This window comes from Leifsonia sp. McL0627 (assembly GCF_058244615.1).
Genome location: NZ_JBZCGM010000001.1, coordinates 22,007 through 41,847, shown reverse-complemented (window position 1 = coordinate 41,847; position 19,841 = coordinate 22,007). Strand labels below are relative to the sequence as shown.

Sequence of the window (19,841 nt, the reverse complement as noted above, 5' to 3'; positions counted from 1 at the left end):
GAACGTTGACATCGGGAAGAACGTGTTCCTATAATCCGATACAACGTTGTAAAAACAACGTTGTAAAAACCCGTGGATCGACGCTGCCGTCGGTCAATCTGAGAGGCATTCAATGAAGAAACTCATCGCGGCCGTCGCGCTCGCGGCGGGGGCGGCCGTCGCTCTGGCGGGCTGCTCCGGATCCGGCACCGGCTCATCCTCGTCCGCTCACGTCGACCTGACCTTCTGGCACGGATACACGGAGGCGGACGGCAAGGTTCTTGACACGATCGTCAACGACTTCAACAAGTCGCAGAAGAACATCACCATCACGACGACCACGAAGACCTGGGCCGTCATCGGCGACACCCTCCTTCCCGCGCTCAGTGCGAAGAAGGGTCCGGACATCGTCGCGCTGCCGGCAGAGAACCTTCCCGTCTACGCCAGCAAGGGCGCGTTCGCCAAGCTCGACGACTTCTACGCATCCGACAGCACCAAGAGCGCCAGCCTCAACCCGCGGGCGGTCGAGATGGAGAAAGTGAACGGCTCGTACTTCGGAGTTCCAACCGGATTCGTTCCGCTCTCCGTCATCTACAACAAGGGCCTCTTCGCGAAGGCGGGGATTACCACCTTCCCGACCACCTGGGACGAGTGGGTGGCGGACGCCAAGAAGCTGACGGTCGACGCCAACAGCGACGGCACCCCCGAGCAGTACGGCCTCGCCCTCCCCGACCACGCGACCGTCGGCAACGGCGTGTGGGCGAGCCTGTTCTACGGCAACGGCGGAGACATCGTCAAGAGCGGCACGTCCGCAGTCGACTCGGCCGCGAACGTCGAGACCCTGAAGTTCTGGTCGGATGCGGTGAAGACCGGACACATCTCGCCCACTGGCCTCGACGGGGTCGCCTCCGACAAACTGTTCAGCTCCGGCAAAGCCGCGATGGAGATTGGCGGCCCCTGGATGGCCGGGGTCGCCGCCGACGCGAAGATCGACTGGGGAATCGCAGCCATCCCGGCCGGACCGAAGGAGCAAGCCGCGTCCGCGATCGGCATCAGCGCGGCCGTGACTGCGCAGGCCGATCCCACCAAGCAGGCCGCTGCGAAGAAGTTCTTCGACTACTTCTTCACCAAGGAGGTGGCCACGAAGTGGTCGCTCGGCTCGGGCTGGCCGCCGCTGCGCACCGACATCCCAGCCTCCGCCGTGTCGTCGAACCCGGTCGTCGCCGACCTGACCGCCATCGCGGGGACGGCCCGCCCACTTCTCCCGGGGATCGCCAACAGCGTGGATGTGCTCACCGCGGTCGACGAGGCAACCCAGAAGTCGCTCGCGGGAGGCAACCCGAGCGATCTGCTATCGGCCGCGTCCGTCAAGGTCAAGCAGGCGCTGAGCAAGTAGACATTCCGACAACACGGTGGCCGCCGCCCGCAGGCGCGGCGGCCACCGACCTGGAGACACACCATGACAACGACCGTCCGACCGCCCAAGCGGGCATACCGGCCGCCGGCGCCCCTCGGGGGTCGCGGACCGATCAGGACGCGGCGCGGGTCCGTCCGCATCGCCCTGATCTTCCTGCTGCCAGCGCTCGTCATCCTGACCGCCTTCGTCGCCTGGCCGATGTTGTCCGCACTCCGCACATCGTTCACCGACAGCAGTGGGTTCGGCGCAGAGCAGTGGGTGGGGCTCGACAACTACGTCACGATCTTCTCCGACCCGAGCATCCTGGGCACACTGTCGACGACGGCCCTCTACGCGGTGCTGTTCACGCCGACAGCGCTTGTGGGTGCGCTCGCGCTCGCCCTCCTGCTCAACAACCCCCGGCTTGCGGGCCGCGGGTTCTTCCGCACCGCGCTGTTCGTGCCGTTCATCGTCTCGCTCGCAGTTGCCGCATTCGCCTGGTCGTACCTGCTCGACCCGCAGGTCGGACTCCTCAACTACTGGTTGCGGTCCGTCGGCATCCAGCTCGGCAACGTGCTCCAGGATCCGGTGCTCGCGATGCCGACGGTGGTGCTGGTGGCCGTGTGGAAAAGTTTCGGGTTCTACATGGTCATCTTCATCGCCGGCCTGCAGGAGATCCCGGTCAGCCTCTACGAGGCGGCACGGATCGACGGCGCGGGAGCGTGGAAGCGCTTCACGAACATCACCATCCCGCAGCTCAGCAACACCCTTGCGTTCGTCGTGATCTTCGCGCTGATCGCCGCACTGCAGGCGTTCGACCAGATCTACGTGATGACCGGCGGAGGGCCGTATCGCAGCACCCAGACCGTGGTGATGGAGATCTACCAGGAGGGCTTCAAGAAGCTCGACCTCGGGCTCGCATCCGCCCTGTCGTACGTGCTGCTGCTGGCGACGCTCATCCTCAGCCTCGTACAGTTCCGCTTCTTCGGCCGTCGTGAAAAGGACCTGAGCTGATGACTACCTCGACCCTCCAGAACCGCACCGGCACGGTGACGCGACCTCGCCTCCGCATCGGTAGACGCGCATCCCGCTGGTTGTTGTTCGCCGCGGTGCTCGCCTTGACGCTGATCGTGCTCCTGCCGGTGATCGTCATCGTCTTCACCGCGTTCAAGCCCTCCGCCGAGATCAACGCGTACCCGCCGACGCTTGCGCCGGGCGCATGGACCCTCGACAATTTCACGCGGATCTTCGCAGACCTGCCGTTCGCCCGGCTGTTCCTGAACAGCTTCGTGTTCGCGGGCGGTGTGACATTGTTCGCCCTGGTCTTCGATTCGCTGGCCGCGTACGCACTCGCCAGGCTGGACTTCCGCGGGAACCGCGTGCTCCTCATCGTGATCGTGGCCAGCCTGATGATCCCGTTCCAAGCGACGCTCATCCCGATCTATCAGCTGGTCGGCAACCTCGGACTGGTGAACACCTTCGCCGGGCTGATCCTGCCGCGGGCGGCGGATGCATTCGGGATCTTTTTCCTCCGCCAGTTCTTCATCGCCCTTCCGCGCGACCTCGACAACGCGGCCCGGATCGACGGGGCGAGTGAGTTCCGGGTGTTCCGGAGCGTCGTGTTGCCGAACGCGCTGCCTGCGCTGCTCACGCTCGGCATCTTCACGTTCGTGAACAACTGGAACGACCTGCTCTGGCCGCTGGTCTTCACCACGACCCCCGACATGGGAACGGTGACCTCGGGGCTCACACTCCTCACGGGCCCGAGCGGGATCATTCCCTACGGCACCATGATGGCCGGCTCGCTGATCGCGGTACTGCCGCTCGCCATCCTGTTCCTGATCGTGCAGCGCCGGTTCATCGAATCCGTCGCGACAACCGGATTGAAGTGATCGGCATGACCTCCACTCCCGCGCCCCGCTGGTTCGAGGACGGCAGGATGCACTTCGCGCTCGGCATCGAGGACACCTTCGTTCCGCAGTCGCGGCACGGTGAACGCGCCATCGACGAGTACGAACTGACCGAGCACTACGAGCGGTTCGACGACGACTTCCGGCTCGCCGCCGGGGTCGGCGCCGAACTACTCCGCTGGGGTGCACCGTGGTACCGCATCGCGCCGGAACGCGGACGGTGGGACTGGTCGTGGACCGACAGGGCGATGGCGAGCATGGCGGATGCCGGCCTGCGGCCGATCGTCGATCTGCTGCACTACGGCACCCCCACCTGGCTGGACGACCAGTTCGCACACCAGGACTATCCCGAGCACATCGCCGAGTATGCCGTGACGTTCGCGGAACGCTACGCCGACGTCGCGACCGAATACACACCCGTGAACGAGCCGGTCATCCACGCACTGTTCGCTGGCGAGTACGCGTACTGGCCGCCGTATCTCTCCGGCGCCCGCGGCTTCACGACCGTCGCCGCCAACCTCGCGCGCGGCTTCGTGCTGACGCAGCGCGGGATCGCCGAGGCAATCCCCGGCGCTTCCTTCGTCCACGTGGATGCGGCGATGACCTTCGCCGGGGCGGACACGGCTCCCGAGCACGCGACGGAAGCCGCGCGGCTCTCAGAGCAGGTTCATCTGGTCGAGGACCTCGTCACCGGCCGCGTCGGCGACGCCCATGCCCTCAGCGCAGCTCTCCGCAGCAATGGTCTCAGCGACGACGATCTCCGCTGGTTCGGAGAGAACGCGGTGAAGCCGGACGTCATGGGAGTCAACTACTACCCGAAGCACTCCACTGAGCTCTTCGAGGCCGGTGTGCACCACGCCGGTGGCTTCGCCGACCCTCGTCCCTCCGTCGACAGGGGGACCGACGGACTCAGGGAGGCGCTGGAGTCGTACGCGGTGCGCTACGGCGCTCCAGTGATGGTCACAGAAACCTGCGTCACCGGCAGCATCGCGGAGCGGATCGCCTGGCTGGACGACTCCGTCGCCCTGGTCCAGCAGATGTGCGACGAGGGCGTCCCGATCGTCGGATACACCTGGTGGCCGCTCTTCGACATGTACGAGTGGACTTGGCGGCACAGCGAGAATCCACGCTCCGACCATCTCCTGACGATGGGCCTCTACGACCTCGTCGAGACGAACAGCGGCCTTGTCCGCTCCGAGAACCCGGTCGCCGACCGCTATCGGCACCACGCCCTGTCCGCCCGCAGTATCACTGCGAACCCGTAACGGAATCCATCCCATGCACGCAGCACGACTCAGCATCAATACCGCAGCCAGGATCGGCGTCATCAACCCTCGGCTCTTCGGCTCTTTCGTCGAGCACCTCGGGCGCTCCGTCTACGACGGCATCTACGAACCCGGCCACCCGCTGGCGAACGAGGACGGCTTCCGAACCGACGTCATCGAACTCGTGAAAGAGCTCGGCGTCACCGCCATCCGGTATCCGGGAGGGAACTTCGTCTCCGGCTTCGCCTGGGAGGACAGTGTCGGCCCGCGCGAAGAGCGACCGAGGAGGCTCGACCTCGCCTGGCACACCACCGAGACCAACGAGGTCGGCCTGCATGAGTTCCAGCGCTGGCTCGATGTCGTGGGGAGTGAACTCATGCTCGCGGTGAACCTCGGCACGCGGGGGACTCCGGAGGCGCTCGAGTTGCTCGAATACGCCAACCTCGCCGAGGGCACGGCGCGTGCGGACCGTCGGGCGGCGAACGGCAGGACAGAGCCGTTCGACGTGCGAATCTGGTGCCTCGGCAACGAGATGGACGGGCCGTGGCAGCTCGGCCATCGGTCGGCAGACGACTACGGCAAGCTCGCGGCGCAGACGGCGCGCGCAATGAAGGCGTTCGATCCGGAGCTTGAGCTTGTCATCTGCGGGTCGTCCAGCTCGTCGATGCCGACCTTCGCCGAGTGGGAGCGCGTGGTGCTCACGCATGCGTACGACGCCGTGGACTACATCTCCTGCCACGCGTACTACGAGAACACCGGCGACCTGCCGAGCTTCCTCGCCTCCGGGATCGACATGGACCGCTTCATCCGCAGCGTCACGGCGACGGCGGACCACGTCAAAGCGGTGCGCGGCAGCGACAAGACGATCGACATCTCGTTCGACGAGTGGAACATCTGGTACAACAGCCGCTACGAGAATGTCGACAAGATCACCGGAGTCGACAATTGGCCCATCGCCCCCCGCCTCTTGGAAGACGAGTACACCGTCGCGGACGCCGTGGTCTTCGGGAGCCTGCTGATCACTCTGCTGAAGCACGCCGACCGGGTGACCAGCGCATCCCTCGCGCAGCTGGTGAACGTGATCGCGCCGATCATGACGGAGCCGGGAGGCGCATCCTGGCGGCAGACCACGTTCTTCCCGTTCGCCGCGACCGCGGTCAACGCGAACGGTGTCGCCCTCGACGTGACCCCGGTGAGCGGCACATATCCGACAGGGACGTTCGGCGAGGTCCCGCTGGTCGACGCCGTCGCGTGCCTCGACGAGAGCACCGGCCGTATTGCCGTCTACGTCGTCAACCGGTCGATGTCGGAGGGCTCCTCGCTCGAGATCGACCTGCCGAGCCGTGCGGGCGCCGGGGAGTACTCCGTCACGGCGCGCACCCTGAGCGACGACGACATCACCGCATCCAACAACAGGGAGCACCCAGAGCGCGTCGCCCTCGCCGACAACGAAACAGCGACCACGAACGGGAACGTCGTGCGGATCGACCTGCCTGCCGTCTCCTGGACCGAGATCCTGCTGACCCCTCGGGCGTGACGACGCGCGTCGACGGGAGTCGCCCTGCTGCCCCCGCCTCCGCTCACGCCCCCACGTACGCCGCCAGGTGCTCGCCCGTCAGGGTCGACCGCGCCGCGACCAGGTCCGCGGGGGTGCCCTCGAACACGATCCGCCCTCCGTCGTGGCCTGCGCCTGGACCGAGGTCGATGATCCAGTCGGCGTGCGCCATCACGGCCTGGTGGTGCTCGACCACGATCACCGACTTGCCGGAGTCGACCAGGCGGTCGAGCAGGCCGAGGAGCTGTTCGACGTCGGCCAGGTGCAGGCCGGTCGTCGGCTCGTCGAGCACGTAGACGCCGCCCTCCTCGGAGAGGTGGGTGGCCAGCTTGAGGCGCTGACGCTCTCCGCCGGAGAGGGTGGTGAGCGGCTGCCCGAGGCTCAGGTAGCCGAGGCCGACATCCGCGAGCCTGCTCAGGATGCCGTGGGCGGCCGGGGTGCGCGCGTCACCGCCGCCGAAGAAGTCCTCCGCCTCGATCACCGACATCGCCAGCACCTCGCTGATGTCTTTGCCGCCGAGGTGGTATTCGAGCACGGACGCCTGGAACCGTTTGCCTTCGCAGACCTCGCAGACCGTGGAGACGCCCGCCATGATGCCGAGGTCGGTGTAGATGACGCCCGCACCGTTGCAGTTCGGGCAGGCGCCCTCGGAGTTGGAACTGAACAGGGCGGGCTTCACGCCGTTGGCCTTGGCGAACGCCTTGCGGATCGGGTCGAGCAGGCCGGTGTATGTGGCCGGGTTGCTGCGCCGGGAGCCGCGGATCGCGGCCTGGTCGATGGAGACGACGCCCTCGCTGTCCGGGATGGAGCCGTGCACGAGGGAGCTCTTGCCGGAGCCGGCGACACCGGTGATCACCACGAGCATCCCAAGTGGGATGTCGACATCCACGTCGTGCAGGTTGTGGGCGTTCGCGCCGCGGATCGCGAGCGTGCCCGTCGCGGTGCGCACCGCCTCCTTCAGCCGCGCCCTGTCGTCGAGGTGGTGGCCGGTGAGGGTGTCGCTCGCGCGAAGCCCGTCGAGGGTGCCCTCGTAGGTGATCGTGCCGCCCGCTGCTCCCGCGCGGGGTCCGAGATCGACCACGTGGTCGGCGATCGCGATCATCTCCGGCTTGTGCTCGACCACGAGCACCGTGTTGCCTTTGTCGCGCAGGCGCAGCAGCAGCTCGTTCATCCGCTGGATGTCGTGCGGGTGCAGCCCGATGGTCGGCTCGTCGAACACGTAGGTGACGTCGGTCAGCGACGACCCGAGGTGCCGGATGATCTTGGTGCGCTGCGCCTCCCCGCCGGACAGCGTGCCGGCCGGACGATCGAGCGAGAGGTAGCCGAGGCCGATCTCCACGAACGACTGCAGGGTCTCGCGCAGCGACGTGAGCAGCGGCCCGACCGACGGTTCGTCCAGCCCCCGCACCCACTCGGCAAGGTCGCTGATCTGCATCGCGCACGCGTCCGCGATGCTGATGCCGCCGACCTTCGACGACCGGGCCGCCTCGCTCAGCCGGGTGCCGCCGCAGTCCGGGCAGGTGGTGAAGGTGACGGCGCGGTCGACGAACGCCCGGATGTGCGGCTGCATCGCCTCGCGGTCCTTCGACAGGAACGACTTCTGCACCTTCGGCACCAGACCCTCATAGGTGAGGTTCATGTCGCCGATCTTCACCTTGGTGGGCTCGTGATAGAGGAAGTCGTGCAGCTCCTTCTTCGTGTAGTCCTTGATCGGCTTGTCGCCGTCCACGAACCCGGAGCTGGCGTAGATCCGCACGTTCCAGCCGTCGGGGGTGTAGCCCGGGATGGTCAGGGCGCCCTCCGCGAGCGACTTCGATTCGTCGAACAGCTGCGTGAGGTCGATGTCATTGACACTGCCCATGCCTTCGCAGCGCGGGCACATCCCGCCGGTGATCGAGAAGCTCCTGCGCTCCTTGGTGGTGCTCCCTGCCCGCTCGATCGTGACGGCTCCTGCCCCGGACACCGACGCGACGTTAAATGAGAACGCCTGCGGCGACCCGATGTGCGGCTGCCCCAACCGGCTGAACAGGATGCGCAGCATCGCGTTCACGTCGGTCGCGGTGCCGACGGTGGACCTGGCGTTGGCGCCCATCCGCTCCTGGTCGACCAGGATCGCGGTGGTCAGCCCGTCGAGCACATCCACATCCGGCCGGGCGAGCGTCGGCATGAACCCCTGCACGAACGCGCTGTACGTCTCGTTGATCATTCGCTGCGACTCGGCGGCGATCGTCCCGAACACGAGGGAGCTCTTGCCGGAGCCGGAGACGCCAGTGAACACCGTCAGCCGGCGCTTCGGGATCTCGACGCTCACGTCTTTGAGGTTGTTGACGCGTGCGCCCTGCACACGGATCACGTCATGGCTGTCGGCGCGGTGTTTGTCGGCAGGCGTGGTCATCGTGGAGCTCCCTCAGTCTGGCTTGCGCCTCATCCTATGGTCGCCATCCGACAAGCCGCCCGGCGCACGGGGCAGGCGTCGCGGGACTCGTGCGAAACGTGCGGTGCGCACGGGTCTGACCGCGCCTTTCGCACGAGTCGTGCGCCCGTGCTGGCGCCGGGGCCGGAAGGGGAGTATCCCGGAGGTATGGCGAATCTCGGCACTGTCATCCGTGACCACCTCGACGCGTTCCGGCTGCCGGGGGCGCTCAGCGCCCGGCCGGGATACCTGCTGGTGGACGGGTGGATCACCGACACCCCGGCCATCGTGGTGACCATCGCCCGGGATGCGGCCGTGGCGGCCGTGCGCGCCGCCCTGCCACGCGAGGTCGGCGGCGTTCCGGTCGATGTCCGGGTCGCGTCGGCGGCGAAGGAGCGGATGCTGACGGAACCGGCCGCGTTCGCCCGCACCGCTGGGCCGGCGCCCGACCGCGGCGCCGTGCCGGAGTTCGCGGACGAGGTCGACCTGACCGGCGACCCCGGCCACCCCGGCGCATCCGGCGCATCCGGCGCATCCGGAGCCGTCGTCCCCGCGGTGGAGTTCGCCGCCGCCTCGAAACCCCAGCTCCCATACACGCCGCCCCACACCGCGGCCCTCACCCCGATCACCGGGTCCATGCGCGTCACGCTGAGCGCGAGCCCCGACTCCGGCTGGCCGACGCTCGGCGCTTTCCTCGCCGGTGTGCGCGAGACGCTGACCGTCGGCCTCTACGACTTCACGTCGAGCCACATCCTGCAGACCGTCGAGACCACACTCGCGGGCAAGACCGTGCGTCTCGTCCTCGACCATCCCGCCAAGAACCCGACCGCCGACCAGACCGACGAGCAGACCGTCGCAGCGCTCACGACCGCGTTCGGCGATCGGCTCACCCAGGCGTGGGCGCTCGACCGGATGGACCCGCTGGCCGCAGCGTGGATCTTCCCCTCGGCGTACCACATCAAGGTCGCTGTGCGGGATTCGTCGGCCGTCTGGCTGTCGAGCGGCAACTGGAACAACTCGAACCAGCCCGACATCGATCCGGTCACGACGCCGGGCGACGCGGACGCCGCCCGTTCGGGCGACAGGGACTGGCACGTCGTCATCGAGAACGCAGAGCTCGCGCAGACGTTCGAGACGTACCTGCTCAACGACCTCTCCGTCGCGTCCGCGCACCAGGCCGCCGGCCCGGTGGCGGTTCCGGCGGCTGCGCTGCTCGCGCCGCGGGCGACGACGCCGCCGTTCCAGCAGTTCTTCGCGGCGGACACCAGCACCCGAGCACTGACCGTGACCCCGTTGCTCACCCCGGATGCGGGAAGCTACGCGCCGCACATCCTCGCCCTCATCCGGAGCGCGCAGTCGTCGCTGCTGATGCAGTTCCAGTACATCGAGCTGCCGAAGACCGCCTCGGAGGCGACGGCCGGGTTCGCCGCACTGGTGGATGCGGTGGTCGAGCGGCAGAAGGCGGGCGTCGACGTGCGCATCATCATGAGCGAGTTCGAGACGGCGGGCTACCTGGAGAAACTGCAGGCGGCCGGCCTCGACGTCGTGAACAGGGTGAAGCTGCAGAACAACGTGCACAACAAGGGCATCGTCGTCGACGGCCGGGCTGCCCTGGTCAGCAGCCAGAACTGGTCGCCCGCCGGAACCCTGAGCAACCGGGATGCGGGCGTGATTCTCGAGAACACGGAGGTCGCCGCATACTTCACCCGGCTCTTCGAACACGACTGGGCCACGCTCGCCAGCCGCACGGTGGCGCCGGACTGACGTCAGAGAGGCGGCGCGACCATCTGGCCGCGCCGCTCTGACCTCTCTATACTCCCGTGTCTCAGTTGAGGACGAACTGCTGGGCGGGAGCCCCGTTGCACACCCAGATCCGCAGCGCCGTGCCGTTGGCCGTCGCGCCGTTCGGGGAGTCCAGGCAGTATCCGGATGCGGGGTTCAGCAGAGAGCCGTTGGCCTGCGGAACCCAGTGCTGACCCCCGACGTTGTTGCAGTCGTAGAGTTCGACGCCGGTGCCCATCGTGGTCGAGTTGCCGTTGATGTCGAGGCAGCGGCCGATGGTCCGGGCGCTCTGATCTGCCGGGTTGTACGTCCACTGCTGGTCGCGTGCCTCCGCTCGTCCGCCCGGCGCCCCGGTGACCACGTTCTGGCAGGTCCAGAGCTGCACCACCTGCCCGCTCCCGTTCACGTCGTCCCCGGCCACGTCGACGCACTTCGAGGCCGCTCCTGCCACGGGGTAGAGGATCGGCGTCGCGGCGGAGAACTTCTGCGCCGCCGCGCCGTTGCACGTCCAGATCCGCAGTGCCGTGCCGTTGGCGGTCGCGCCATTCGGGGAGTCCAAGCACAGGCCGGAGGCAGGGTTCTTGATCGACCCGTCGGCCTGCGGGATCCATTGCTGCCCAGCGGCCCCGTTGCAGTCGTAGAGTTCGACGCCCGTGCCGAGCGTCGTCACGTTGCCGTCGATGTCGAGACAGCGGCCGAGCGTGTTGAGGGTGCCTTCGCGGAGCGCGCTTCCGACCCAGTGCTGGTCGGCGGCGAGAGTCTTGCAGTCCCAGAGCTGCACCGTGGCGAGGTTGCCGCCGACGTCGTCTCCGGCCACGTCGACACACTTGCCGCCCGGGCCCACGATGGTTCTGCCTGGACCACCGCCCGTGCTGACGCCCTGATAGTTCTGGGCGACGATGTTGGTCTGGACGGAGTTCTCGGTGGCGTCGCCGGCATAGCCCGACGTCATCACACCCTCGAAGAACGACTGCGTGCCGCGGTTGGAGTTGTCACCGCCGGCGCCCAGCCCGATCGAGCCTTCGAGCTTCATCGGCTTCCAGGTGCTGCCGAAACGGTCGGTGCCGTCTGGCAGGGTCCCGTTGTACCAGGTGGAGAGGCCCCCGGACTGCGCGTTGCCGCCCTTGAGCGCGAACGTGTCGACGCCGTTGTTCTTGAGCACGGCAGTGACGAACTTCGAGGCGTTGCCCTGGTTGGGTGTCCAGACTGCCGTCTTGCCTTGGAAGACGCCCTCTTCGAGATCGGCCTGCACCCACGGTCCGTGCCCCGTGGCACCTGCGGCGCCGAGGGTCGAGAGGTTGAGCGTGTCCATGTGGCCCGCGCCGGTGTCGACCGTGTCGGTCTCGACGTTCCCGAAGTCGGAGCAGCAGGCACTGTTCACGTTGGTGCCGCTCGCCACCTCGTACATCGACTCGGGGTTCGCCCCGCGCGCAGTGCCGGTGGTGACGGTGCTGGAACGTCGGTATGCGACGCCCGGCGGCAGGTAGAGCCCGTACGCCTCGGTGCCCGCGATCGTGATCGGCAGAGCGGCGGCGTCGGCGGGAGCGTTCGCGGCGCCCTGTTCGCCCGCTGGCGCGGGGGTGAGGTCGTTGTGGTTGGGGGACTGGTCGTAGACGATCGGGATGACGCAGGTCGTGCCGGCGCAGAAAGTGTCCTGCTGGCTCGCGTCGGCGTAGCCGCCTGCGGAGAGCAGCCCCACGTTCCTGGTGGCGCCGTCTGAGGCGCGCTTCACCTGGTACAGCGGACCGTTGTATGACGCGTAGAGCGCACGCGCCGGGCTGTACGCGGCGACGCACGGGGTTCCTCCCGCCGCGTAGATGTCGCACGGCCCGTTGGGCGCGGCCGAGGCGGGGGAAGAGGCCGCCAGTGGCGAGGCGACGAGGGCGAGTATGAGAGTGAAGAGACCCAGCGCGGCGGCGAGATACCGCTTGCCGGTCGTTGTCGACACGATCTGCACGGTGTTGTCCATCCTTTCGAGCATCGTTGCTTGCAGGAGATTTATCGTTAAAGCACCCGATCGTCACTGGTCGGAGATGAGCATGCTTTAACGATTAAACAGAGTGTAGGGCAGTGATGGATCTGAGGGAAGAGGGGAAAGGAAGTGGTGCCGAGCGCTCAGCCCGGCAGCCCGCCGGTGCCGACCGGGAGCACGACCGCGTCGTCCTCCGTCGCGTCGGGGGACGTGCATCCACAGGACTGTCGCAACACCAGCTCGACGCCGACCTCGTGCCGCTGCCAGCCGTCCTCTCCCGCCATGATCTCGAACAGCCGTTCGCTCGCGATGCGCGCGAGGCGCTGGGCGGGGACGCGCACGGTGGTGATGCTCGGGGTGGTCACACGGGCCAGCCCGAAGTCGTCGAAGCCGACGATCGCAATGCTGCCCGGCACGTCGATGGATGCGCTCCGCAGCGTCGTGAGAGCACCGAACGCCATGTCGTCGTTGGCGGCGACGATCCCGTCGAACGCGTCGATGCCCGCCCCGAGTGCACGCAGAGCGGCGACGCCGGACACCTCGCTGAGGTCCCCCTCCACGACCGACGACTGCTCCTCGACGCCGTGCTCGCGCACCGCGTCCAGGAAGCCGTCGCGCCGGTCGGCGCCGGTCTGGTGGTCGAGCGGGCCGCTGAGGTGCAGCAGGCGGGTGCGTCCGTGTGCCGTGATCAGATGCTCGGTGATCGCGCGGGACGCCGCGCGGTCGTCGATGCCGACGGTGACCGCGCTCGGCAGGTACGGGAAGTTGCCGATCATCACCACGGGGAGGCCGCTCGCGATCAGGCGCTCGACCGTCGGGTCGTCGATCGCGGCGCTGGTGAGGATCGCGCCGTCCGCGCTGTTGGAGCGCATCACCCGCTCGTATGCGGCCAGGCCGTGTTCATTGTCCGGGTTCGTGGAGATCAGTAGCTGCACGTCGTTCTCGTTGGCCACCGAGGAGGTGCCTTCGAGCACGAGCATGAAATAGCTGTGCCCGAAGACGTGGGTGGCCGTCGTCGGGACGATCAGTGCGATGGTCCCGGCGTGCTGGCTGCGGAGGGCGCGGGCGGCCGAGCTGGGCACGTACCCGAGCTCGGAGGCGGCGTCGAGCACGGCCTTTCGGGTGTCCTCGCCGATGCGCGGCTTTCCGGCCAGCGCCATCGAGACGGCTGAGGGTGTTATGCCCACCTTGTCGGCGATGTCTCGCAGGGTGACGCGCCTGGCGCTCGCCCGTTCTGGCATGTGCGGTTCCTTCCCGTGGGGGCGTCGCCCGTGCGATCCCCACCGTAGCTCATGACCGCCGACCGGCTCCGGTGACGATCGCCCGGATGGTCTCCGCGTCGAGTTTCGGCATCCGGTCCTCTGTGCACAGGCCGTTGGCCTCCTGCATCGTGTCCGTGAGCTGCGTGTAGCACGTGCCGGCGAGGACGGTGCTGGCGTGCAGCGCCCCGTACAGCGAGCGCAGCCGGTCCTCGAACTGCTCGGCCGTCGCCGCACTGGAGTACCCCCAGCTGTCGTCCGGCGCCGTCCGGTCGTCCGCGATGAACTCGATGCCACCGAACTCGGTCAGCATCAGCGGTGCGTCTTCGCGGAGCGCGTCGGTGAGCACCATCGCGCGGCCGGCCGGGCCGATGCCGTGCCGGAGGGCGTCGCGAGCGTCGGCGTCGAGGTAGCGCGCGCGGATCGCGTCGGCGTCGTGGTCGTAGTCGTGAACGGTCAGGATGTCCGACTCCAAGTGCTCCCAGCCGTCGTTCGAGATCACGGGCCTGGTGGGGTCGAGCGCCCTCGTCAGCTGCGCGAGCCCGCTTGCGAAGGCCCGCTGCGCCGGGTCGTGCGCGACATCCTGGATGCCCCAGCTCTCGTTCAGCGGCACCCAGGTGACGACCGATGGATGCGACCGGTCGCGGTCGACGGCGCGCATCCACTCGGTGGTCAGCCGCTCCATGGCGGTCGTCGAGAACGTGTACGCGGACGGAGTCTCCGCCCACAGCAGCAGCCCGAGCCGGTCTGCCCAGTAGAGGAAGCGCGGATCCTCGATCTTCTGGTGCACGCGCGCGGAGTTGAAGCCGAGCGACTGGATGAGTTCGATCTCGGCGCGCAGCGCGACCTCGCTGGGGGCGGCGAGGTGGGACTGCGGCCAGTAGCCCTGACTGAGCACCGAGCGCAGCTCGACGGGCAGGTCGTTCAGCAGGAAGCGCCCGTCGCGCACCGCCACCGTGCGGAGGCCGAGGTAGCTGTACACCGTGTCCGCAGTGCCGCCGGGGGACTCGATGGTGACGGTCGCATCCAGGAGGGTCGGGGAGTCGGGTGACCACAGGATGCCTTCGCGGTCCTGCCCGTTGCGCAGCCGCGGCACGGTGATCGTACCGGTGTGGCGCTGGCCGCCCACCGCCGTGGTGAGCTCGGCGACGGTCTCGTCTCCGTGCGTCAGTTCGATTCGGCAGCGCGTGCCGGGGGCCGGCGGCCGGTTCAGGCCAACCTCGAACCGGACGACGCCGGCAGGCACTTCCGGGGTCAGGTGGAGGTGCTCGATGAACACCTCCGGGGTGGCTTCGAGCCAGACCGGCTGCCAGATACCGGTCGTGCGGCGGTACCAGATGACGTGCGCGTCCTCCTGCCAGTCCTGCTTGCCGCGGGGCTGCTCGACGTCCGCCGCCCTGTCTTCCGCGCGCACCACGACGTGCTGGACGCCGCCGTCGACGATCACGCGCGTGACGTCGAACGAGAACGGTGTGTGGCCGCCCTCGTGGCTCCCCACGAACGCGCCGTTCACCCAGACACTCGCCCGGTAGTCGACCGCGCCGAAGTGCAGGTGCAGCCGGGGACGGTCGCGGTGGTGGCCGGCTTCGAGCACGTTGTCCCACGAGACGTCGCGCTGATACCAGACCACGTCGTGGTAGCGGTCGTCTCCGACGCCGGAGGCCGGGCTTTCCGGCGGATACGGCACGGTGATGGTCCCGTCGAGGCGGTGGCCGGGAGCGTACCAGCCGTCGCGCTCCCCGACCTCCGCGTCGTCGTGCGCGAAGCCCCAGCGGCCGTCGAGCTCCGCCCAGTTCTCGCGGAGGAGCTGGGGCCTCGGACGCGCGACGGAGAGGCGGCTGGCCCGGAGGATGTCGTTCACGGTCTCAGTATCCTTCCGGCAGCGCAGCCGGCTCGCGCGGGAACGACGGCGCGGCCTCGGTCGGGGTGCGCAGGAGGGAGCCGTCGTCGTCTTCGCTGAGCTCGATCAGACCCATCCTGCGCAGGAACGGCTCGACGCCGCCCGCCGGATCGGCGAACGTCTCGGAGGTCGCATCGTGCGATGTCTCCGGATGCAGCACGAACTCCTCCACGTTGCGCCCGCCCGAGGCGAACGACCAGTCCACGAAGTCGAGCAGCGGCCACCAGGTCAGGCCGCGCACGTCGACGCCGTCCGCGTGCAGCTCGCGCACCGTCTGCGTCGCGGCCTCCAGCCACTCGCGGCGCACCGTCTGCGTGCCCTCGATGCTGGTCTCCGTGACGAGCATCGGCATCCCGTAGCGGTCCCGCCAGCGCAGGAGCACCGAGCGGAGACCGTCCGCCCACCGGTTCGCGGTGACCTGGCGGGTGGCGCCGTCGACCGACTCCAGGATGCGCGGCGTGAGGTCGGGGTAGTAGTTGACGCCCATCAGGTCGACGGCGGGAGCGCCCGCGCGCAGCTCGGCCAGGTGCTCGGCCGCCGCTCCGTGCTGGGTGAGCCAGCCCAGCAGCGGATGCGCGGGGTCGACCAGGCCCAGGATGAGGTCGGTCGGCAGGGTGGAGAGGGAGCGCAGCAGCTCGACTTCGCCGAGGAGACCGTCGTCCTCCGTCTCGTAGATCTGCGATGCCTCCACGTGCACGACCACGGCGCCCGGGTTCGCATCCCGGATCGCCGCGATGGCCCGCTGGACGCCCCTGGCGATCCCGATGGCCACGGTCGTCCAGCCGTCCCAGCCCGTCAGTGCCGGGGGCCAGACGCCGCGCAGCCCGCAGAACGACGCCGTGGTGATCGGCTCGTTGAGCGGGGTGATGTGGTCGACCACGCCGCGGTACCGCTCCGCGAACGCCCCGGCGAACTCCGCGAGCGCCTCGGGGAACATCGCGTCGGCGAACGACCCGTCGAGCCAGGACGGCGTGCCGTAGTGCACCAAGTCGGCGATCACTGTCAGGCCGTGCTCGTTCACGGCCACGTCGATCCGCTCGTCGAGCGCGCTCCAGTCGAACCGTCCTGGCGCGACGTGCACCAGCGGCCAGCTCACGCCGTAGCGGAGGCCCGTCGCGCCGAGCCCGGCGGCGGTCGCCAGGTCGTCGCGCCAGTGCTCGTCGTGCCCGGTGAGCGCGAACTCGTTCAGCGCGCCCATCGATGAACCGGGGGCCGGGTACACGCAGGTGTCCTCGATCCCGATCAGCCAGCGCAGCCGGTCGTGGGGGAAGCCGTCGATGAAGGTGGTCACTTGAGTCCTGTCGTTGCGACGCCGGCGACGAAATATCGCTGCGCGAGGAAGAAGGCGATGGCGATCGGGAGCAGCGAGATCACGGCTCCGGCCATCAGTACGGCGTGGTCGGTCACGTGCTGTCCGCCGAACAGCGCGAGCCCGGCCGGGAGGGTGCGCATCTCGGTCGAGCTCGTGACGACGAGTGGCCAGAGGAGGTCGTTCCAGAGTGCGGTGAAGTTGAGCACCGCGACGGTCGCGATGGCGGGCTTCGCCAGCGGCAGGATGATCTGCCAGTAGATTCGGAAGTGTCCTGCCCCGTCGATCCTGGCGGCCTCGTCGAGGTCGCGCGGGATGGAGACGAAGAACTGGCGGAACAGGAAGATCCCGAACGCGCTGGTGGCTCGCGGGATGATCAGCCCCTGATAGGTGTTCAGCCAGTTCAGGTGGAACAGCTCGATGAACACCGGGATGAGCGTCACTTGGAACGGCACCATCAGCGTCACGAGGACCAGCCAGAACGCGATGTTCCTGCCGGGGAAGTCGATCCTGGCGAGGGCGTATGCGCACATCGAGTCGAACAACAGCGTGAGCAGGGTGGTGATCCCGGCGAAGACGATCGTGTTGAACACCAGCAGCAGGAACGGCAGCTGCTCCCACACCCCCTGGTAGCCGTGCAGCGTCCATTCGGTGGGGAACAGGCTGGCGGGGTTGCTGAAGAGGTCCTTCTCGGTGCGGAACGAGGTGGAGATCATCCAGATGAACGGCACAAGCGCGAGCACGAGCCCGACGCAGAGGAAGATCCACTTCGAGGCGGCAGCGAGAGGCGACGGGGTCCGGACTGTGCGCCCGCGCAGCGTGTCAGTCGACATCGTTGTACCTGAAGATTCTGAGTTGGAGTGCGGAGATGATGACGATGACGAGGAACAGCGCCCACGAGATCGCCGCCGCGTATCCGGTGTGGAAGTTCACGAATCCCTCGCGGAAGAGCAGGGTGACCAACGTCTCGGTGGAGAACAGCGGGCCGCCGCCCGTCATCACGTAGACCAGGTCGAACAGCTGGAACGACTGGATCGTCATGATGAGGGTCGCGAAGAGCATCGTGGGGCGCAGCGCGGGGAGCGTGATGTAGCGCAGCAGCTGCACGGAGCCCGCCCCGTCGAGCCTGGCGGCCTCGTAGCGCTCGGACGGGACGCTCTTCAGCCCGGCGATCAGGATGATCATGACGAATCCGGCGTTCTTCCAGATGTTCACGAAGATGATCGTCGGCAGTGCGAGCTCCGGGGACTGCAGGAACCCGATCTTGCCGAGGCCGATGGCGGAGGTGATCCCGCTGACGAGCCCGAGCTCCGGGTCGAGCAGGAAGCGCCAGACCAGGCCGATCGAGGTCAGCGAGACCACTGTGGGGAAGAAGAAGGCCGAGCGGATGATGCGCGTACCGAGCCCCTCGGCGGCGAGCGCGATGGCGAGGGCCAGCCCGACCACGACGATCCCGACGACCGAGATGACCGTGATGAGAGTGGTGTGGACGAGGGCGTTCCAGAACGTCGGGTCCTGCGCGAGCGCGACGTAGTTGCCGAAGCCCACCCACGGCTGGTCGTCTGCGCCGATGGTCCAGTCGTGCAGGCTGTACCAGAACGAGACCAGGATCGGCCAGAGCACGAAGATGCCCAGGATCAGGAAGCTGGGAGCGATGAAGAGCAGGGCTGGGCCGAGCTGGAAGCGCCGGCGCCTTCTGCGCTGATCGACTGTCCCGGTGGGGCGGACCCGGGAGCCGCTGCGCGACTCCCGGGTCTTGGTGATGACGGTCATTTGCCGGAGCAGCCCGTGAGGTCGTTGATCTTCGTGGAGGCGGTCTTCGTTCCGTCGTCGATGGAGGTGCCTCTGGTGAGGCTCCCGATCAGCGGGACGTATGCGTCCGTGTCGACCTGGGTGGCGTTCGGCACCTGCGGCAGGTAGAGCCGGGAGTCCGGCACCTGCGACGAGAAGACTTTCACGACGGGGTTGGCCGCCAGGTCCGGATCGTCGGCGAGGTCGGTCCGCAGAGACGGGAAGCCGGTCGAGAGCGAGAACTTCTTCTGCGCGGTCTTGCCTGTCCAGTACGCCAGGAACTGCTGCGCCTCATCCGGGTGCTTGGTCTTCGCGGAGATCGCCAGTGGGGCGGTCGAGCCGAGCGTGACCGGCTTGCCCGCGGTGTCGACGGGCACCTGGACGATGCCGAGGTCGATGCCCGCCGACTTGTAGCCGGGAGCCGCCCATGGTCCGTTGATCTCCATCGCGGCCTTGCCTGCGGAGAACAGGGCGTCCGCTTCCGCACCGGTGAGGCCGACGGGCGAGATCTTGTCGTTGACGACGAGGTCGACCCAGGGCTTGAGGCTGTCGCGGCCCTTCGTGCTGTCGAGGACGCTGCAGTTCTTCTGGTCGACGATGTCGCCACCCTCGAGCCATTGCAGGACGGGCCACATCTGGATGGTGTTGTTGTCGGCCAGGACGAGCCCGTATGTGTCGCCCTTGGTCAGCTTCTTGGCCGCGGCCTTGAGTTCGTCGACGGTGGTCGGCGGGGTGACGCCGGCTGCCGTGAACAGGGCCTTGTTGTAGTAGAGGCTGAGCGTGGCGTAGTTGGCGGGGACGGCGTAGAGCTTCTTGTCGTAGGTGAATTCCTTCACCAGCGCCGGGGCGAACTTCGAGACGTTGATCGTCGTCGCCGAGTCCCCGGTGTTCGTGATCGGCAGCACAGACTTCGTCTTGACGTACTGCGCGATGACGTTCGGGTCGGAGGCGGGGGCTGCGATGTCCGGTCCCTGGCCGGTCATCCACGCGGAGGGCAGCTTCTGCTGGATGGTGTCCCACGGCTCGGCGGACATGGTGACCTTGATCTTCTTCTGGGACGCGTTGAAGTCCTTGACGATCTGCTCGTAGCCCGGTGCGTCGCCGCCTGTGAACCCGGTCCAGACCGTGAGCTGGACAGGCCCGCTGGAGTTGGAGCCGCCACCGGAGCACCCGGTGGCGAGCAAGCCGATCGCGGCCGCGACGGCGACGACCCCGAGCTGTTTCTTGTAGTGCATGGAGACTCTCCCTTGAGCGAATGACGATGATCGGATGAACGGTGCTTCATCGTTAAAGCACGATAGTAGACGAGG

At 67.8% G+C, this 19,841-nt stretch carries 14 protein-coding genes; 6 read left to right on the top strand and 8 right to left on the bottom strand.

Annotation, left to right across the window (positions count from 1 at the left end):
• Positions 1 to 112 precede the first annotated feature (112 nt).
• The 5 genes from AC37TH_RS00185 to arfA all read left to right on the top strand — a co-directional run bounded on the left by AC37TH_RS00185 (position 113) and on the right by arfA (position 6,087).
• Positions 113 to 1,375 (top strand): ABC transporter substrate-binding protein, encoded by a 1,263-nt coding sequence (locus AC37TH_RS00185; RefSeq protein ID WP_490762331.1) that lies wholly within the window; start codon positions 113 to 115, stop codon positions 1,373 to 1,375.
• Between the two features lie 63 nt (positions 1,376 to 1,438).
• Positions 1,439 to 2,389, top strand: coding sequence for a carbohydrate ABC transporter permease (locus tag AC37TH_RS00180; RefSeq protein ID WP_490762330.1), 951 nt, complete (start codon positions 1,439 to 1,441; stop codon positions 2,387 to 2,389).
• Positions 2,389 to 3,267: a carbohydrate ABC transporter permease gene (locus AC37TH_RS00175; RefSeq protein WP_490762329.1), complete on the top strand. Its 879-nt coding sequence runs from the start codon at positions 2,389 to 2,391 to the stop codon at positions 3,265 to 3,267. Before AC37TH_RS00180 ends, AC37TH_RS00175 begins: the two co-directional genes overlap by 1 nt.
• A gap of 5 nt (positions 3,268 to 3,272) precedes the next feature.
• On the top strand, positions 3,273 to 4,550 hold the full coding sequence (locus tag AC37TH_RS00170; protein WP_490762328.1) for a family 1 glycosylhydrolase: 1,278 nt from the start codon (positions 3,273 to 3,275) through the stop codon (positions 4,548 to 4,550).
• 13 nt (positions 4,551 to 4,563) lie between these two features.
• Positions 4,564 to 6,087 (top strand): arabinosylfuranosidase ArfA, encoded by a 1,524-nt coding sequence (arfA, locus tag AC37TH_RS00165; RefSeq protein ID WP_490762327.1) that lies wholly within the window; start codon positions 4,564 to 4,566, stop codon positions 6,085 to 6,087.
• A gap of 43 nt (positions 6,088 to 6,130) precedes the next feature.
• Here arfA and AC37TH_RS00160 read toward each other — a convergent pair whose 3' ends face one another.
• Positions 6,131 to 8,500 carry an ATP-binding cassette domain-containing protein gene (locus tag AC37TH_RS00160; protein ID WP_490762326.1) on the bottom strand — a complete coding sequence of 790 codons (2,370 nt, stop codon included), beginning with the start codon at positions 8,498 to 8,500 and terminating at the stop codon, positions 6,131 to 6,133.
• A gap of 186 nt (positions 8,501 to 8,686) precedes the next feature.
• On the opposite strand from AC37TH_RS00160, the gene AC37TH_RS00155 reads away from it, so the two are divergent.
• Positions 8,687 to 10,282, top strand: a complete 1,596-nt coding sequence (locus AC37TH_RS00155; RefSeq protein WP_490762325.1) for a phospholipase D-like domain-containing protein — start codon at positions 8,687 to 8,689, stop codon at positions 10,280 to 10,282.
• Between the two features lie 61 nt (positions 10,283 to 10,343).
• On the opposite strand, the gene AC37TH_RS00150 is transcribed toward AC37TH_RS00155, so the two are convergent.
• The 7 genes from AC37TH_RS00150 to AC37TH_RS00120 all read right to left on the bottom strand — a co-directional run bounded on the left by AC37TH_RS00150 (position 10,344) and on the right by AC37TH_RS00120 (position 19,766).
• Positions 10,344 to 12,269 (bottom strand): arabinofuranosidase catalytic domain-containing protein, encoded by a 1,926-nt coding sequence (locus AC37TH_RS00150; RefSeq protein WP_490762324.1) that lies wholly within the window; start codon positions 12,267 to 12,269, stop codon positions 10,344 to 10,346.
• A 146-nt stretch (positions 12,270 to 12,415) separates the two neighbouring features.
• Entirely contained in the window at positions 12,416 to 13,513 is a 1,098-nt protein-coding gene (locus AC37TH_RS00145) for a LacI family DNA-binding transcriptional regulator (protein WP_490762323.1), read from the bottom strand.
• A gap of 49 nt (positions 13,514 to 13,562) precedes the next feature.
• Positions 13,563 to 15,392, bottom strand: coding sequence for a glycoside hydrolase family 2 protein (locus AC37TH_RS00140; protein WP_490762322.1), 1,830 nt, complete (start codon positions 15,390 to 15,392; stop codon positions 13,563 to 13,565).
• Positions 15,393 to 15,396: 4 nt separating this feature from the next.
• A complete protein-coding gene (locus AC37TH_RS00135) occupies positions 15,397 to 16,722 on the bottom strand; it encodes a family 1 glycosylhydrolase (protein WP_490762321.1) in 1,326 nt (441 codons plus the stop codon).
• Positions 16,719 to 17,573, bottom strand: a complete 855-nt coding sequence (locus AC37TH_RS00130) for a carbohydrate ABC transporter permease (RefSeq protein ID WP_490762320.1) — start codon at positions 17,571 to 17,573, stop codon at positions 16,719 to 16,721. The genes AC37TH_RS00135 and AC37TH_RS00130 overlap by 4 nt, the downstream gene beginning before the upstream one ends.
• Positions 17,563 to 18,513, bottom strand: a complete 951-nt coding sequence (locus tag AC37TH_RS00125; RefSeq protein WP_490762319.1) for a carbohydrate ABC transporter permease — start codon at positions 18,511 to 18,513, stop codon at positions 17,563 to 17,565. Before AC37TH_RS00125 ends, AC37TH_RS00130 begins: the two co-directional genes overlap by 11 nt.
• The gene (locus AC37TH_RS00120) at positions 18,510 to 19,766 is read right to left on the bottom strand and encodes an ABC transporter substrate-binding protein (protein ID WP_490762318.1); all 1,257 of its coding nucleotides are present in this window, start codon (positions 19,764 to 19,766) and stop codon (positions 18,510 to 18,512) included. Before AC37TH_RS00120 ends, AC37TH_RS00125 begins: the two co-directional genes overlap by 4 nt.
• Positions 19,767 to 19,841 lie beyond the last annotated feature (75 nt).